Origin of the sequence: Variovorax sp. ZS18.2.2 (assembly GCF_024701975.1) — a bacterium.
Taxonomy (GTDB): Bacteria; Pseudomonadota; Gammaproteobacteria; order Burkholderiales; family Burkholderiaceae_C; genus Variovorax.
This window is the reverse complement of sequence record NZ_JANLNM010000009.1, coordinates 308,138-323,114: the sequence shown is the minus strand read 5'-3', so window position 1 is coordinate 323,114 and position 14,977 is coordinate 308,138. Positions and strand designations below refer to the sequence as shown.

The following is a 14,977-nucleotide window of genomic DNA, read 5'->3' as shown; positions in this document are numbered from 1 at the left end:
ACCGGCCGCAGCCTGCAGGTGTTCTACCAGGTGCCGTTCTCGATGGTGCAGCTGATCCAGGCCATCGTCGTGGTGTGCGTGGCATCGAGCGACTTCTTCATTCGTCATCGGCTGCGTCGCGTGGGTGGGGAGACGGCATGAGCGGCAGCGTCATCCTCAACTGGCTCGCGAACACGCCCGACTTTGCTGTGCCCTACGCATTGGCGGCACTCGGACTCATCATCTGCGAGCGCGCTGGCGTGCTCTCGCTCGGGGCCGAAGGGCTGATGCTGGTGGGCGCGTTGGTGGGCATCGGCGCGCAGATCGCGCTGGGCCAGCCGGTCGTGTCGCTGGCGCTGGCGATGCTGGCGGCCAGCGTCGTTTCGGTGCTGTTCGCGGTGATGGTGATCTGGCTGCGGGTGAACCAGGTGATCGCAGGCCTGGCGCTGGTGTTCTTCTGCCAGGGGCTCACGGCGCTCGTGGGCAGCCTGGCCGAGTGGACCAACCATGCGACCGAAGGTATCGGCGCGATGGCGCTGTGGCCGCTGTCGCTGCTGCCGGGTGTGGGCAGGTTGTTCGAGCAGAACGCGATGGTGTGGCTCACGCTGCCGATCTTCGGTGCCGTCGCCTGGTTCTTCGCACGCACCTCCACCGGCCTGCGGCTGCGCGCCGTGGGCGAGAACCCGCAGGCGGCCGACGCGGCCGGCATCCGCGTCACGGCATGGCGCTTCGCCGCCGTGCTCGCGGGCTCTGCGCTGGTAGGTCTGGCGGGCGCCTACATCTCGGTGGTCAGCACCAAGCTGTGGATCGCGGGCATGACCGGCGGGCGCGGCTGGATTGCGGTGGGGCTGGTGATCTTTGCGCGCTGGTCGCCGTGGAAGGCGCTCATTGGTGCGCTGCTGTTCGGCTGCATCGAGGCGCTGATTCCGCAGCTGGCCGCGGCCGGGGTGCAGTTGCCGCAGTACTTCGTGATGATGACGCCGTATGTCGTGACGCTGGGCGTGATGGTCTGGGTCGCGCTCGGAAAGCGCAGCAGCGACGATGAGCCCGGTGCGCTGGGGCAGCCCTACGTGCGCGAGGAGCGGCGATGAAGGCCTGGGTCTACGGCGAGGAGCGTTCGCTCGACAACGCACAGTTTGCCGACTACCTCGACCCGGCCACCACCGCGGTGCTCTCGATCGACATGCACCGCGGCCACCTGGACGACAGCCCCGATTGCCCCTGCCCCGCGCCGCGTGCGCGGGACGTGGTGGCGCCCATCGACGGCTTCCATGACGAGGCACGCGCGCTGGGCGTGCGCATCGTGCACATCAAGTCGGTGCTGCGACCCGATGGCGTGGACGACATCCACGGCATTCCGGCCGCCTGGCGCCGCACCTTTCCGCTGCATGTGGGCGCGATTCCCAATGCCGATGCGCATGCCCTCGAAGGCTCGCGCTGGACCGAGTGGGTCACGCGCGTCGAGCCCGGCGATATGCGCGTGGAAAACAAGCGCCGGCTGTCGGCCTTCTACCCGACGGACCTCGACTTTCTGCTGCGCAACCAGCGCATCCAGACGGTGGTGCTCGACGGCGGCTTCACCGACTGCTGCGTGCTCAACACCGCCTTCGATGCCAACAACCACAACTACCGCGTGATCGTGCTGCGCGACCTGGTGCGCGGGACCGACCCGCATCTGGAGAGCGCTGCGCTCAGCATGGTGTCGCTGCACCTGGGGCTGGTGGTCGATTCGTCCGAGCTGCTGCACCAGTGGCGCGGCTGACGCGTCAGCTCAACCAGCGCTGCGCCACCGCCTGCATCTGCTGGCCCTGCGAGGCCTCCCACACCATTTCCGGCGCGGCCACGTGCACGCCCGGCGGCGCGATGCGCAATGAAACATCGACCAGTTCGGCCACCTTGGAGGCGCGCACCGGCTGCTCGCTGCTCGGCACCATGAAGCGCACGACCGACAGCATCCAGGCGGCGAGCCTCTCGGCGGGATTGGCGAACTTCGCGTTCAGGGGCTTGCGCGCCGAACGCACGAGGATCACGCGGTCGAAGCCGTTGGCAACCACCGCCTGCTCGTCCAGGCTCGCGAGGCCGCGCTTGAGCGCCTCGGGCAGCTTGCCCTGGTCGTGCGGCTGCACGATGGCCAGGGTCCGCACGCCGCAGGTGCGCAGCCAGCGCGCGAGTTCGGGCAGGTCGGCGGGCTGCGGCACCCAGAGCGCGCGCTCGCGGTCGTGGTACAGCCGCGGCGGGTCGAAGGCGATGACCGCGGTGTCGGCCGAAGTCAGCGGCCATTGCGAAATCGGGAGGTCAGGGCTCAGGTAGGTTTCGACGCCACGCAGGCCGTCGCGAATCGGCTCGCGCGCCAGCACGCGGGCATGGGCGTACCGATGGCTGCCCGCCAGCCGCCGCAGCAACTCCTGCCCCAGCGCGCCCGTCGCACCGGCAATCAGCAGCGTGCCGGTGGCCGCCGCCGCGGGCACTGCGGGACGGTTCGCGGCCTGCAGCGCGTGGAGAGGGTCTATGGAATCGCGGGGCATAGTGGCACCTATGCTACCTTCCGCTTCTTCTGCGGAGGTAATGCAAATGATGATGAAGCGCTGGCTCTTGATTTTCGCGGCGGTCCTGTCCCTAAGTGGATGCGGCTACAACCAGTTCCAGTCCCTCGACGAGGCCAGCAAATCGGCCTGGAGCGAGGTGCTCAACCAGTACCAGCGGCGCGCCGACCTCGTGCCCAACATCGTGGCCACCGTCAAGGGCGAGGCCAGCTTCGAGCAGGACACGCTCACCAAGGTGATCGAGGCGCGCGCCAAGGCCACCTCGATCCAGGTGACGCCCGAGACGCTCAACAACCCCGAGGCCTTCAACAAGTTCCAGCAGGCGCAGGGCGAACTCTCCTCGGCCCTGTCGCGGCTGATGGTGGTGTCGGAGCGCTACCCTGAGCTCAAGGCCAACCAGGCCTTCCGCGACCTGCGCGTGACGCTCGAAGGCACCGAGAACCGCATCACCGTGGCGCGCAACCGCTACATCGAGAGCGTGCAGGAGTACAACGTGCTCGCGCGCAGCTTCCCCACCAACATCACGGCCAAGATCTTCAGCTACGCGCCGAAGCCCAATTTCTCGGTGCAGAACGAAGCGCAAATCTCGACGCCGCCCACGGTCGACTTCAGCGCACCGAAGAAGTAAGCCAGAAGCGCCGATGGTTGCAGCCCTGATCCGCCGCGCGCTGGCTGCAGTCTTCGTCGCAGCCCTGGCGTGGGCCGGCTTGCCCGCGCTGGCGCAGGGCCTGCTGCCCGTGCCCGCGCTCACCGCGCGCGTCATCGACCAGACCGGCACGCTCGACGCCGCGCAGCGCTCGGGCCTCGACACCAAGCTCGCGGCCTTCGAGCAGCGCAAGGGCTCGCAGATCGTGGTGCTGATGGTGCCGACCACCCAGCCCGAAGACATCGCCAGCTATGCGCAGCGTGTCGGCGACGCCTGGAAGATCGGCCGCAAGGATGTGGGCGACGGCCTCCTCGTGATCGTCGCCAAGGACGATCGCAAGATGCGCATCGCCACGGCCAAGGCGCTCGAAGGCGCGGTGCCCGACCTCGCGGCCGTGCGCATCATCGACGAGGAGATGAAGCCGCGCTTTCGCAACAACGACTTCGCGGGCGGCCTCAACGCGGCGGTGGACCGCCTCATCGGCCTGGTCGACGGCGAGCCGCTGCCTGAGCCTTCGCGCAACAGCAGCGGTAGCGGTTCAGGCGGGGACTTCGACTGGGAGAACCTCGCGATCTTCCTGTTCGTCGGCGTCTTCGTCGGCGCGCCGATCGTGCGCGCCATCCTGGGCAAGACGCTGGGCTCGGTCGTCATGGGCGGCGGCATCGGCGCGGTCGCGTTCTTCCTCACGACCAGCACCGTGATCGCGGTGATTGCCGGGCTGATCGCGCTCATGGTCTCGCTGTTCGCGGGCCTCGCCGGGTTCGGTGGTGGTCGCGGTGGCGGCGGCGGTGGTGGCTGGAGCAGCGGCGGGGGCGGCGGATGGGGTGGTGGTGGCGGAGGCGGGGGCGGCGGTTTCAGCTCCGGCGGCGGTGGCAATTTCGGCGGCGGCGGCGCTTCGGGAGACTGGTGAACATGGCAACTGCAGAACCCACGCTCTTCTCGAAGCTCGGCCGCATCTGGCGCCATCGGTGGGCCGACGAAGCCGCGGTACGCCGCGTGCTGCCGGCCGACGCGATGCAGCGCCTGGCCAGCCGCGTGGCCGCGAGCGAACGGCGCCACAGTGGCGAGATCCGCATCTGCGTCGAAGCGGGCCTGCCGATGTCGTACCTCTGGCGCCATGCACCGCCCAGGGAGCGTGCCGTCACGCTGTTCGGCAAGCTGCGCGTGTGGGACACCGAGCACAACAACGGCGTGCTGGTCTACCTGCTGCTGGCCGAGCATGCGATCGAGATCGTGGCCGACCGCGGCATCGATTCGCGCGTGGACGACGCCGAATGGGCCGCGATGGCGCAACGCATGGGCGCGGCGTTCCGCGACGGCCGCTTCGAGGACGGGCTCACGCAGGCGCTGGAAGAAATGTCGGCCTTGCTGGTGGCGCACTTTCCGCTGGCCGAGGACGAGGCCGATACCAACGAGCTGCCTGACGAGCCCGTGGTGCTCTGAGTGTCTTTCTCCCTCCCCTTCCGGGGGAGGGCCGGGGTGGGGGCACGCGGCGTATCCATCGGGCGCTCTGCCTGCCCCCATCCCAACCTTCCCCCAGAGGGGGAAGGAGCAAAACATCAATCCGATGGCGGCAGCGCCCACACCGTCTCGCCACCCACCGCGTAGAAGCGCCGCTCCGGCGCCGTCTCCATCAACAAGCCACCCGTGAACTCGCCGAAGGCCGGCAGCACGGCCTGCCGCGCATCGCTCACGAAACAGGGCAGCCGCACGCTGTCGCGCCCCGGTCCGTAAAGCCTGCACACCGGATGCAGGTGTCCCGCAAGCACGAAGTGCGTGGCATGCGATTGCGGATGGTGGCAGCAGGCGAACGGACCGAGCAGGAAGGGCTCGTCGACCACCTCGATGCCCAGCGCCGCCGGCGGATCGCCCGCGCGGCTGTCGTGGTTGCCACGCACCAGCGTCATCGCCAGGCCCGCATTCGTGGCGCGCCAGGCTTCGAGCGCAGCCAGCACCTGCGGCGTGCGGGCCTGGGCCGCATGCAGGAAGTCGCCGAGAAAAACGATGTGCCGAGGCACCTGCACAGCAATCAAGTCATCGAGCCGCGCCAGGTTCTCCTGCGTGGTGCCGCCCGGCACCGGCTGCCCCAGCGCGCGGTAGGTCGCGGCCTTGCCGATGTGCAGGTCGGCGATGAACAGCACGCGCTCGCCGGGCCACCAGAGCGCACGCCCGGGCAGCAGGTGCAGCAGCTCGCCGGCCCATTGGACAGCGAGCGGCGACGCGGTAAGGTGCGAGGAGGTCACGGCCGACGAGTGTCGCAAAAGACGCGCGGACCGGCGGCCACCTTGCAATTCAACCGCGCGATCCCCAGTTCTTCCGTATGACCGAATCGCCCCCGAAGCTCATCGTCTGCCCGCACTGCCACACGACCAACCGCGTGCGCGCGGAGCAGCTGGGCAGCGCGCCCGATTGCGGCAGTTGCCACAAGGCGCTGTTCGCCGGCCATTCGACCGCGCTGCCCGACGAAAAGACCTTCGACCGCCACATCGCGCGCAACGAGATCCCGGTGCTGGTCGACTTCTGGGCGCCGTGGTGCGGCCCCTGCCGCCAGATGGCGCCGGGCTACGAGCAGGCCGCAGCCCAGCTCGAACCTCATGTGCGCCTGGCCAAGGTCGATACCGAGGCCGTGCCCGCGCTCGGCGCACGCTTCAACATCCGCAGCATCCCGACGCTAGCCCTCTTCCGCGGTGGCCGAGAAGTGGCACGGCAGGCCGGCGCGATGGGCGCGGCGGACATCGTGCGGTGGGTGAAGGCGCACGGCGGCTGATCGATCGGCTCACAACGGCGGCAGAGGCCGTGACGGCCGCCTGCGCTCGCGCCGTGGCCTGGGCGGCGACTTGCTTGGCCCCTCCTGCCCGAACGCCAACGTGTTCTTCACGCGCTCCACACCGCCGGCCGTGACCACGCCGCCCGCGGCTTTTTCCAGCTGCTCGACCATGCGCGCGATGCGGTCGGCCACGTTCTCGTTCGACAGCTTCTCGCGAAACAGCTCGACCATCAGCGGGAACGAGAACGGCGTCGGCCGTTCGAGCGGTTTCAGCACGAGCTGTTGCGTGGCCATGCGCTCCAAGCTGGCACGCAGGCGCCCGATCTCCAGCTCCTGCGAGAGCAGTTCCTGCTCGGCCTGCTGCAGCAGCTTGTTCTCAGGGTCGTACTTGCGGAACACCTCCCAGAACAGCGACGACGATGCCTGCAGTTGCCGGCTGCTGCGCTTCTCGCCCGGATAGCCCTGGAAGATCAGCCCCGAGACGCGCGCAATCTCGCGAAAGCGCCGCTGCGCCAATTCACCCGCGTTGAGCGAGGCCAGCACCTCGTGCAGCAGCGCCGTGCGTGCATCCATGTCGCCCTCGCCTTCCGGCAGGCGCAACACCTGCGGCAGCAGCGTGGGCCAGTCGACCTCGGTCGCGCTCAGCAGCTCGAAGCCGTAGTCGTTGACCGCGATGGAGAAGGTGCGCGCCTCGTGCTGCGCGACGCGCCAGGCCAGCAGGCTCGCAAGCCCCAAGTGCACATGCCGGCCCGCGAACGGATAGAGGAAGAGATGCGAGCCCTCGCGCGTCTTGAGCGTCTCGGCGAGCAGCGTCTGCGGCGTCGGCAGCGCCGACCACTGCTGTTGGATTTCGAGCAGCGGCCGCACGCACTGCAGCTCGGGCGAGTCGTAGTGCGCCTCGCCCGCCAGCGCGAGCTGCTGCACCACGGCATCGGCCAGCGTGTTCGACAGCGGCATGCGCCCGCCGTTCCAGCGCGGCACCGCGGCGCGCTTGCCAGTGGCACGCCGCACCCACGCCGTCATGTCGTGGATGCGCACGAGTTCGAGCAAGCGGCCGCCGAAGAGGAAGCAATCGCCCGGCTTCATGCGCGCGACGAATCCTTCTTCGACGCTGCCGATCTTGGCGCCGCCGAGGTACTGCACCGCCATGCTCGCATCGCTCACGATGGTGCCGATGTTCATGCGATGGCGCCGCGCGAGCCGTGCATCGGGCACGGCGCGCTTGTAGTCCGGGTACACGGCAAGCGACGGGCCGCCCTGCGAGACGAAGTCGAGGCACCACTGCCAGCTCTCGCGCGAGAGCGTTTCATACGCCGCGGTGCCGCGGACCTCGTCGTAGAGATCGTCGGGCACGAAGCCGCCGCCAAGCGCCACCGTCACCAGGTGCTGCACCAGCACGTCGAGCGGCTGGTCGGGCGAATGGCGCGCCTCGATGTGGCCCGCCGCGATCGCCGTGCGCGCCGCCGCGCCCTCCACCATCTCGATGCTGTGCGTGGGCACGAGCGTGATGCGCGACGGCCGCCCCGGCGCATGGCCCGAGCGGCCCGCACGCTGCAGCAGCCGCGCGACGCCCTTGGGCGAACCGATCTGCAGCACGCGCTCGACCGGTAAAAAATCGACGCCCAGGTCCAGGCTCGACGTGCAGACCACCGCCTTGAGCTCGCCGCTCTTCAAGCCCAGCTCGACCCATTCGCGCACCGCGCGGTCGAGCGAACCATGATGCAGCGCGATGGTGCCCGCCCACTCGGGCTTGGCCTCGAGCATCGCCTGGTACCAGATCTCGGCCTGCGAGCGCGTGTTGGTGAAGACCAGCGTGGTGCTGCTCGCGGCGATCTCCTCGATCACCTGCGGCAGCATCGTGAGGCCGAGGTGCCCGCCCCACGGGAAGCGCTCGGCGCGGCCTGGCAAGAGCGAATCGATGACGAGTTTCTTCGGCACCTGGCCCTGCACGAGCACGCCCTCGTCGTGGCCGAGCAGCGAATGCATGGCCTCCTGCAGATTGCCGAGCGTGGCCGACATGCCCCAGACCGCCAGGCCCGGGTTCCACCGCTTGAGCCGCGCGAGCGCCAGCTGCACCTGCACGCCGCGCTTGTTGCCGAGCAGCTCATGCCATTCGTCGACCACGACCATCTTCACGCGACCCAGCACAACGCTGGCATCGGCGCGTGCGAGCAGCAGCGACAGGCTTTCGGGCGTGGTGACGAGCACGGTCGGCAGCCGCTCGTTCTGTGCGCTGCGCTCGGCCGACGAGGTGTCGCCGCTGCGCGCGCCCGCGCTCCACGGATGCACCTCGGCGCCGAGGGCTTCGAGCGGCTGCTTCAGCGCGCGCAGCGTGTCGGCCGCGAGTGCGCGCATGGGCGTGAGCCAGAGCACGGTGAGCGGCGGTGCGGCGGGCCGTGCGGTTTCCTTGCGCGCCTGCGAGAAGACCTGCAACGCGCCGAGCCACACCGCATAGGTCTTGCCCGCGCCGGTGGTCGCATGCAGCATGCCGGACTTGCCATCGGCAACGGCCTTCCACACGTCGCGTTGAAACTTGAACGGCTTCCACGCTCGCGAGACGAACCACGCATCGAGCGCAGCCTTGACGGTCTTGCTCCTTCCCCTCCCGGGGGAAGGTTGGGATGGGGGCACGCGGCCTTCGACAACCTGCCGATCCTTGATGCGCCGCGTGCCCCCACCCCGGCCCTCCCCCGGAAGGGGAGGGAGAAATGCGGGGTCCGTCGGGTCGGTCATGTCGGCAGCAGCGCAGCATCCGCGGAAAGCGCACCGCGATGCCGCTCTTGTGCCGCGTGCTGCGCGCAATGCCCTCGAAGCCCAGCTCGAACACCAGCGTCGGCTTGACGCTCTTCACCGGCCCGAAGCTCTCGACCGTGGTCTTGCGGATGATCGCGTCCACGCGCGCCATCTCCGCGTCGGTGAGCCCGGAATAGGCCTTGGCGAACGGCACGAGCTTGCGGTCCTCCTGTTCGGGCGGGCCGTCCCACACCGCGAAGGTGTAGTCGCTGAAGAGGCTTGCGCGGCGGCCGTGCCCGCGCTGCGCGTAGATGAGCACCGCATCGATGCTGAGCGGCTCGATCTTCCACTTCCACCACACGCCCACATCTTTCGTGCGGCCCACGCCGTATTGCGCGTCGCGGCGCTTGAGCATCATCCCTTCGACGCCCATGGTGCGTGCGGCTTCGCGTTGACGTGCGAGGTCGCGCCAATCGAGGCCTGTCAGCATCGGGCTCGGCAGCAGAGACGGATGCTGCATGCGTGTAATGAGGTCGTCGAGCAGCACGCGGCGCGTCGACTGCGGCTCTACGCGCAAATCGCGCCCTTCCCATTCGAGCAGGTCGTAGGCGAGCAGCACCACGGGAATGTCGCGCAGCAGCTTGGCGCCGAGCGTCTTGCGGCCGATGCGTTTCTGCAGTTCGGCGAAGGGCTGTACCTTGCCTTCACCCTCGGGTGAAGTCTCTGCCTTGCGCCACACGGCGATCTCGCCGTCGAGCACCGTGCCGTCCGGCAGCGCCTCGCCGAGCGCCGCGAGTTCGGGAAAGCGCTCGGTCACCAGCTCTTCGCCGCGCGACCACAGCCACACGACGCCCGCACGCTTGACGAGCTGCGCGCGGATGCCGTCCCACTTCCATTCCACGATCCAGTCAGCGGGCGGCCCCAGCACCGCATCGAATTGTTCGAGCGGAATGTTGAACGGGTGCGCGAGGAAGAAAGGGTACGGCTGTCCGCTGGTCTTCTGCACCTGTTCCGAATCGGATTCCGGCGCGATCAGCATCGCGTAGTCGCCCGCCCGCGGCCGCGCGCCGATGTGCGTGTAGCCCATGAGCCGCTGCGCCACGCGCTTGGCATCGATGCCGCCCACGGCCGCGAGCGCCTGCGTGACCTGCAGCTTCGACACGCCGACGCGGAACGCGCCCGTGATGAGCTTGAAGTACACGAGACGCTCCTCGGCCGCGAGCTGCCGCCACTGGGCGCGCAGGCGGTCCGACAGTTCTTCGGGCGCGGTCTTCGCGGCCTCGCGCAGCGGCAACAGATGCTGCTCGACCCAGGCCGCGAGCCCGAGGTCATGCACTTCGCTCGGGGGCGGCAGCAGGAGCGCGATGGTCTCGGCGAGATCGCCGACGGCGTCGTAGCTCTCGTCGAACAGCCACTCGGGCAGGCCCGCGGCTTCCTGCGCGAGCAGGCGAAGCAGCTTGGTGGGCACGAGCTGGCGCGGCTTGCCGCCGGCGAGAAAGTAGACGGCCCATGCGGCATCGGCCGCGTCGGCGTCGCGCAGGTAGCGCTGCAATGCGACCTGCTTCGCGATGCTCGACGTGCTCGCGTCCAGTTCGCGGTAGAGCGCGGCGAAGTCCTTCACTTCGCTTCCTCGGCGGTGGGTGCTGCGGCCGGCGCGTCCTGGTCGTCCTCATCGCCGTACTCGGTCTTGAAGCCCTGCGCGTCGAGCCCGTTCTCCGTCAGCCACCGCACCATCACCTGCACGCTGCCGTGGGTGACAAACACGCGCTCGGCGCCCGTTCCCGCAATCGCCTGCTGCAGGCCGGGCCAGTCGGCGTGGTCGGACATGACGAAGCCCCGGTCCACGCCCCGCCGGCGGCGCGTGCCGCGCAGTTGCATCCAGCCGCTCGCGAAGGCATCGGCATAGTTGCCGAAACGCTTCATCCACGGCGTGCCCTGCGCGGACGGCGGCGCGAGCACCAGCGCGCGCTTCAGCAATGCCGCATCGACACCGGGATCGGTGACGCGCACCGTCTCCGGCAGCGCCACGCCCGCCGCGCGGTACACGGCATTGAGCGGCTCGACCGCACCGTGCACGACGATGGGCCCGATCGACGCATCGACCCCGTGCAGGATGCGCTGCGCCTTGCCGAAGGCATAGCAGAACAGCACCGAGGCGCGACCGGCTTCGGCATTGGCGCGCCACCACGCATCGATCTCCGCGAACAGCACGGCCTGCGTGGGCCAGCGGTAGATCGGCAGGCCGAAGGTCGATTCGGTGATGAAGGTGTCGCAAGGCACGGGCTCGAAGGGTGTGCAGGTGCCGTCGGGCTCGGTCTTGTAGTCACCCGAGGCGACCCACACGCGCCCGCCGTGTTCGAGCCGTACCTGCGCCGAGCCCAGCACATGGCCGGCCGGGTGCAGCGAGAGGCGCACGCCGTGGTGCTCGATGGCTTCGCCGTACGCGAGCGTCTGCAGGTTGATGTCGGCGCCGAGCCGGGTGCGCAGCGTGCCGGCGCTGTCGGTGTGTGCCAGGTAATGCGCGTGCCCGATGCGGGCGTGGTCGGAATGCGCGTGCGTGATGACCGCGCGCGCCACCGGACGCCACGGGTCGATGTAGAAATCGCCGGGCGGGCAGTACAGGCCCTCGGGCCGGGCGACGACGAGATCCACCTTGTCGGGCATGGCCGCCATCGTAGGCCCGGCCAGCCGTTCGCGCCGCCGAACGGCAACCGCGAAGCGATGTGGGCCGGCGCCTACTTCTTGCCGCGAGCGCCCATCATGTCGAGCACGTTCATCTTCATGCCGTTGGACATCACCATGTCACCCGGCTTCTGGCCGGGCTTGCAGGGGCCGACCCACTTGGCCTCCATGACGCTGGTGCCCTCGGTGCGGCCCATCAGCGGCGGACTGTAGGTCGACTTGCTCTCCATGCGGTAGCTGGAGCTGAAGTCACCCGTCATCACGGCGTGCGAGGTGGCGGTGGTGGTGCCGATCTTGCAGACCGAGTCCATGACCAGCTTGCCGCCCTCGATGCGCAGGTCCTGCTTGGCGCACATGTCCTTGCCCATGCCCTGCCCCATGTCGCGCAGCGCCTTGTCGCTGGCCGCGTCGATGCATTGCTGGATGGTCTGATTGGCCGCCTTGCCGGTGGTGCCATCGCCGGACTGGATTTCCCAGAGGCCAGGCTTGCGCGCGGGGTAGTCGATGGCGAAGGCGGAACTGGCAGCGATGGTGCCGGCGACCATGCAGGCCACGGCGACGGACGAACGGATCTTCATGGCGGGCTCCGCAACGGGTAGACGACGATTGCGCTTTGTACCGCCCGCGCCGCCGCGGCGGAATACCGCAATCGGTCTACGCCGTGCGGGCTTGCGGCGGTTGCGCCACAGTGCTGCGCTCGCGAGAGACGAAGCCGAGCGCGAGGCCCAGCGCCAGCCCGCCGAGCACGTCGATCAGCACATGCTGGCGCACCGCCATCGTCGAATACACGATAGCCACGGCCCATGCGACGTTGAAGAGGCGCAGCCATGCCGGCGCGCCAGCGTCGCGCAGCTGCCGCGCGAGCACGATGCAGGCGAACACCGAGAACGACACGTGCAGCGATGGGAATGCATTGCCAGCGGAGTCGACGGTCTTCAGGAAATGCAGCGAGGTGCCCGGTGTGGCATCGATGGAGAAGTTCGGTATCGCCGTGGGCATGAACCAGAAGACGATCAGCGCGAGCGCTGTCATCGCCGCGCAGCCGAACGAGAAGCTCCAGAGCTCGCGCTTGTCCTTCGCCAGCAGCACCGGCAGCGCGATGTAGCCCCACAGCGAAAGATAGATGGGGAGGACGGCCGGCCAGAACGCGATCAGCCGGTCGAAGGCGGTGAGCGGCAGCACCCAGGCCTCGCCCGCGTTCTTCATGATCCAGAAGTACAGCGGAAAGAACCCGATGGTGGCGACGGTGTTGCCGACCAGCTTCAACGGCCACAGCGTCTTGCAGCGCAGCCACAGGGCGCGCAGCCATCGTGTCGAGGAAGGTGAAGGGGAATCGTCGAAAGAGGAATGCGTCATGGATGCCGATGGCAACGCGGCATGGCCTCGCGGGTGCGAGGCCGGCGCATCACCAGGGCGTCCACTTTAATTGGCTTTGGGCCGATGCCACCGTGCGCTCGATGAAGCGCACGCCGCGCGCGCCGTCTTCCACGCGCGGGTAATCAGCAGCGAGCGGATCGGCCGGCTGGCCTGCGAGCCGCGCGCGGATGTCCGCTGCCACGCCCGCATAGATGTTGGCGAAGGCCTCGATGAAACCTTCGGGGTGCCCTGTCGGCAGCCGGCTTGCCCGCCGCGCCGCTTCGCACAGCCACGGCCCGCCGCGCGTGAAGGTGCGCTTGGGCCCGTCGTGCGGCAGGTGCACCAGCTGGCTCGGCTGCTCCTGGTGCCATTCGAGCGTGCCGAGCGCGCCCGAGATGCGCAGGCGCAGGTCGTTCTCCAGGCCGGTGCTGATCTGCGAGGCGATCAGCACGCCGCGCGCGCCGCCCTTGAAGCGCAGCAGCAGGCTGCCGTCGTCGTCGAGCATGCGGCCCGGCACGTGCGCGGTGAGGTCGGCGCAGAGGCTTTCGATCTCGAGGCCCGTGATGCTCGATACAAGGTTCTCGGCATGCGAGCCGATGTCGCCGATGGCGCCGGCCGCGCCGCTGCGCGCGGGGTCGGTGCGCCAGTCGGCCTGCTTGTTGCTGCCGCTGCCCTCGACGTGGCTCGCGAGCCAGCCCTGGTTGTATTCAACGACGATCTTGCGGATGTCGCCGAGCTGGCCCGAGCGCACCATCTCGCGCGCCTGCCGCACCATCGGGTAGCCGGTGTAGTTGTAGGTGACGCCGAACACCGTGCCCTGCTTGGTGACGGTGGCGACCAGCGCATCGGCCTGGTCGCGCGTGTGAACGAGCGGCTTGTCGCACACGACGTGGAAGCCTGCATCGGCGAAGGCCTGCGCCACGGGAAAGTGCACGTGGTTCGGCGTGACGATCGAGACGAAGTCGATGCGTTGGTCCGCCAGGCGTTTGAGCTCGTCGGCCAGCAGCGTCTGCCAGTCGCCATGGTTGCGGTCGTCGGCCAGGCCCAGATCGCGGCCCGAGGCACGCGCCTTGTCGGGGCTCGATGAAAGCGCGCCTGCGACGAATTCGATCTGGCCGTCCAGCGCCATGGCCTTGCGGTGCACGGCGCCGATGAAGGCGTCGCGACCGCCGCCGACCATGGCGTAGCGGAGCTTGCGAAGAGGTGTGTCGGTCATGTCGAAGCGTTCCTGGAAACTGTTCCCTCTCCCCGAGGGGAGAGGGAGCGAGGCAGCCCCGTTCAGAAAGGTGAGTTCGGGTGGTAGAAGTCTTTTGCGTTTTCCTTGGTGATCAGCACCGAAGGAATGATGGTCGTCGCCGGCAGCTTCTCGCCCTTCAGGCGCGCTTCGGCCGTCAGCTTGATCGCGTCGTAGATGAACTTGGGCGAGTAGCTCACGTCGGCGCCAATGCGCTTGTCCTTGCCGTCCATGATGGTCTTGACCATGTCCTTGGCGCCCGCGCCGCCGAACACGATCTTGATGTCATCGCGCTTGGCCTGCGAGATCGCCTTGAGCACGCCCACGGCCATGTCGTCGTCGGCGGCCCAGATCGCATCGATCTGCTTGAAGCGCGTGAGGTAGTCCTGCGTGACCTTGAAGGCATCGTCGCGGTTCCAGTTGGCGTACTTGGCATCGAGCAGCTTGATGTCGGGGCTGCCCTTGAGCACCGCGTTGAAGGCGTCCATGCGTTCGTTGTCCAGCGTGGTGGCAATGCCGCGCAGCGCCACCACGTTGCCCTTGCCGCCCAGCGTCTTCACGATGTACTCGGCGGGGATCTTGCCGAAGGCGGTGTTGTCGCCGGCCACGTACGCATCCTGTGCGCTGGTGTCGGTGAGGCCCCGGTCGACCACGGTGACGTACGCGCCCTTGGCCTTGACCTGCGCGACCGGCTTGGTGAGCGCGGCCGATTCGAACGGAAACACGACGAGCGCATTGATCTTGGTGACCGTCGACAAGTCCTGCAGCTGGTTCGCCTGCTCGGGCGCGTTGGCGGCCGTCTTGATCGTGATCTTCAGGTCCTTGTGTTCTTTCTCCAGGTCCTTCTTCGCCTGGTTGGCCCAGTAGTTGATGCCGCCCATGAAGCTGTGCGTGGCCGCGGGAATCGAAACGCCGAGGTTGACCTTTTCGGCGGCAAGCGCAGGCAGGCTCGCGAACGCTGCGGCGGCCACGGCCGTGAGTGCGATGCGACGGGTGAAAGTTGTCATGCTGGATGTCTCCTCTTGGTGGGTGGAATG

At 68.5% G+C, this 14,977-nt stretch carries 14 protein-coding genes and 2 pseudogenes; 7 read left to right on the top strand and 9 right to left on the bottom strand.

Annotated elements, in window-relative coordinates:
* The 3 genes and pseudogenes from NU688_RS34015 to NU688_RS28870 form a co-directional block, all read left to right on the top strand.
* Positions 1–141: pseudogene (locus NU688_RS34015) on the top strand (ABC transporter permease); the annotation flags it as partial.
* The gene (locus NU688_RS28875; RefSeq protein WP_257864256.1) at positions 138–1,070 is read left to right on the top strand and encodes an ABC transporter permease; all 933 of its coding nucleotides are present in this window, start codon (positions 138–140) and stop codon (positions 1,068–1,070) included. The pseudogene NU688_RS34015 and the gene NU688_RS28875, both read left to right, overlap by 4 nt.
* Positions 1,067–1,741 carry a cysteine hydrolase family protein gene (locus NU688_RS28870; protein ID WP_257864254.1) on the top strand — a complete coding sequence of 225 codons (675 nt, stop codon included), beginning with the start codon at positions 1,067–1,069 and terminating at the stop codon, positions 1,739–1,741. The genes NU688_RS28875 and NU688_RS28870 overlap by 4 nt, the downstream gene beginning before the upstream one ends.
* Positions 1,742–1,745: 4 nt before the next feature.
* On the opposite strand, the gene NU688_RS28865 is transcribed toward NU688_RS28870, so the two are convergent.
* A complete protein-coding gene (locus NU688_RS28865; RefSeq protein WP_257864253.1) occupies positions 1,746–2,504 on the bottom strand; it encodes a hypothetical protein in 759 nt (252 codons plus the stop codon).
* A gap of 46 nt (positions 2,505–2,550) precedes the next feature.
* On the opposite strand from NU688_RS28865, the gene NU688_RS28860 reads away from it, so the two are divergent.
* The 3 genes from NU688_RS28860 to NU688_RS28850 are packed head-to-tail and all read left to right on the top strand — an operon-like array spanning position 2,551 to position 4,611.
* The gene (locus tag NU688_RS28860) at positions 2,551–3,150 is read left to right on the top strand and encodes a LemA family protein (protein WP_374684704.1); all 600 of its coding nucleotides are present in this window, start codon (positions 2,551–2,553) and stop codon (positions 3,148–3,150) included.
* A gap of 13 nt (positions 3,151–3,163) precedes the next feature.
* Positions 3,164–4,078, top strand: coding sequence for a YgcG family protein (locus NU688_RS28855; RefSeq protein ID WP_257864252.1), 915 nt, complete (start codon positions 3,164–3,166; stop codon positions 4,076–4,078).
* Positions 4,079–4,080: 2 nt separating this feature from the next.
* Positions 4,081–4,611, top strand: coding sequence for a TPM domain-containing protein (locus NU688_RS28850; protein ID WP_257864251.1), 531 nt, complete (start codon positions 4,081–4,083; stop codon positions 4,609–4,611).
* 116 nt (positions 4,612–4,727) lie between these two features.
* Here NU688_RS28850 and pdeM read toward each other — a convergent pair whose 3' ends face one another.
* The gene (pdeM, locus tag NU688_RS28845) at positions 4,728–5,411 is read right to left on the bottom strand and encodes a ligase-associated DNA damage response endonuclease PdeM (protein ID WP_257864250.1); all 684 of its coding nucleotides are present in this window, start codon (positions 5,409–5,411) and stop codon (positions 4,728–4,730) included.
* Between the two features lie 77 nt (positions 5,412–5,488).
* On the opposite strand from pdeM, the gene trxC reads away from it, so the two are divergent.
* The gene (gene trxC, locus NU688_RS28840; RefSeq protein WP_198788358.1) at positions 5,489–5,935 is read left to right on the top strand and encodes a thioredoxin TrxC; all 447 of its coding nucleotides are present in this window, start codon (positions 5,489–5,491) and stop codon (positions 5,933–5,935) included.
* Between the two features lie 9 nt (positions 5,936–5,944).
* Here trxC and NU688_RS28835 read toward each other — a convergent pair whose 3' ends face one another.
* From NU688_RS28835 to NU688_RS28805, 7 genes and pseudogenes are all read right to left on the bottom strand, one after another.
* Positions 5,945–8,668 (bottom strand): ligase-associated DNA damage response DEXH box helicase, encoded by a 2,724-nt coding sequence (locus NU688_RS28835; protein ID WP_257864249.1) that lies wholly within the window; start codon positions 8,666–8,668, stop codon positions 5,945–5,947.
* Positions 8,658–10,289 (bottom strand): annotated as a pseudogene (locus NU688_RS28830) (ATP-dependent DNA ligase); the annotation flags it as partial. The gene NU688_RS28835 and the pseudogene NU688_RS28830, both read right to left, overlap by 11 nt.
* On the bottom strand, positions 10,286–11,341 hold the full coding sequence (locus NU688_RS28825) for a ligase-associated DNA damage response exonuclease (protein WP_374684703.1): 1,056 nt from the start codon (positions 11,339–11,341) through the stop codon (positions 10,286–10,288). The pseudogene NU688_RS28830 and the gene NU688_RS28825, both read right to left, overlap by 4 nt.
* A 62-nt stretch (positions 11,342–11,403) precedes the next feature.
* Positions 11,404–11,928 carry a DUF3617 domain-containing protein gene (locus NU688_RS28820; RefSeq protein WP_257864246.1) on the bottom strand — a complete coding sequence of 175 codons (525 nt, stop codon included), beginning with the start codon at positions 11,926–11,928 and terminating at the stop codon, positions 11,404–11,406.
* 76 nt (positions 11,929–12,004) lie between these two features.
* A complete protein-coding gene (locus NU688_RS28815) occupies positions 12,005–12,706 on the bottom strand; it encodes a phosphatase PAP2 family protein (protein ID WP_257864245.1) in 702 nt (233 codons plus the stop codon).
* Positions 12,707–12,755: 49 nt separating this feature from the next.
* Positions 12,756–13,922: a Gfo/Idh/MocA family protein gene (locus NU688_RS28810; protein ID WP_257864244.1), complete on the bottom strand. Its 1,167-nt coding sequence runs from the start codon at positions 13,920–13,922 to the stop codon at positions 12,756–12,758.
* A gap of 62 nt (positions 13,923–13,984) precedes the next feature.
* The gene (locus NU688_RS28805) at positions 13,985–14,947 is read right to left on the bottom strand and encodes a substrate-binding domain-containing protein (protein ID WP_042577553.1); all 963 of its coding nucleotides are present in this window, start codon (positions 14,945–14,947) and stop codon (positions 13,985–13,987) included.
* Between the last annotated feature and the right edge of the window lie 30 nt (positions 14,948–14,977).

What these genes read in the sequence shown, in the direction of transcription:
- NU688_RS28810 (WP_257864244.1), bottom strand. Translation starts at nt 13,922, where the DNA reads ATGACCGACACACCTCTTCGCAAGCTCCGCTACGCCATGGTCGGCGGC.
- NU688_RS28820 (WP_257864246.1), bottom strand. Translation starts at nt 11,928, where the DNA reads ATGAAGATCCGTTCGTCCGTCGCCGTGGCCTGCATGGTCGCCGGCACC.
- NU688_RS28865 (WP_257864253.1), bottom strand. Translation starts at nt 2,504, where the DNA reads ATGCCCCGCGATTCCATAGACCCTCTCCACGCGCTGCAGGCCGCGAAC.
- NU688_RS28855 (WP_257864252.1), top strand. Translation starts at nt 3,164, where the DNA reads ATGGTTGCAGCCCTGATCCGCCGCGCGCTGGCTGCAGTCTTCGTCGCA.
- NU688_RS28870 (WP_257864254.1), top strand. Translation starts at nt 1,067, where the DNA reads ATGAAGGCCTGGGTCTACGGCGAGGAGCGTTCGCTCGACAACGCACAG.
- trxC (WP_198788358.1), top strand. Translation starts at nt 5,489, where the DNA reads ATGACCGAATCGCCCCCGAAGCTCATCGTCTGCCCGCACTGCCACACG.
- NU688_RS28805 (WP_042577553.1), bottom strand. Translation starts at nt 14,947, where the DNA reads ATGACAACTTTCACCCGTCGCATCGCACTCACGGCCGTGGCCGCCGCA.
- NU688_RS28860 (WP_374684704.1), top strand. Translation starts at nt 2,551, where the DNA reads ATGATGATGAAGCGCTGGCTCTTGATTTTCGCGGCGGTCCTGTCCCTA.
- NU688_RS28850 (WP_257864251.1), top strand. Translation starts at nt 4,081, where the DNA reads ATGGCAACTGCAGAACCCACGCTCTTCTCGAAGCTCGGCCGCATCTGG.
- NU688_RS28815 (WP_257864245.1), bottom strand. Translation starts at nt 12,706, where the DNA reads ATGACGCATTCCTCTTTCGACGATTCCCCTTCACCTTCCTCGACACGA.
- NU688_RS28825 (WP_374684703.1), bottom strand. Translation starts at nt 11,341, where the DNA reads ATGGCGGCCATGCCCGACAAGGTGGATCTCGTCGTCGCCCGGCCCGAG.
- NU688_RS28875 (WP_257864256.1), top strand. Translation starts at nt 138, where the DNA reads ATGAGCGGCAGCGTCATCCTCAACTGGCTCGCGAACACGCCCGACTTT.
- NU688_RS28835 (WP_257864249.1), bottom strand. Translation starts at nt 8,668, where the DNA reads ATGACCGACCCGACGGACCCCGCATTTCTCCCTCCCCTTCCGGGGGAG.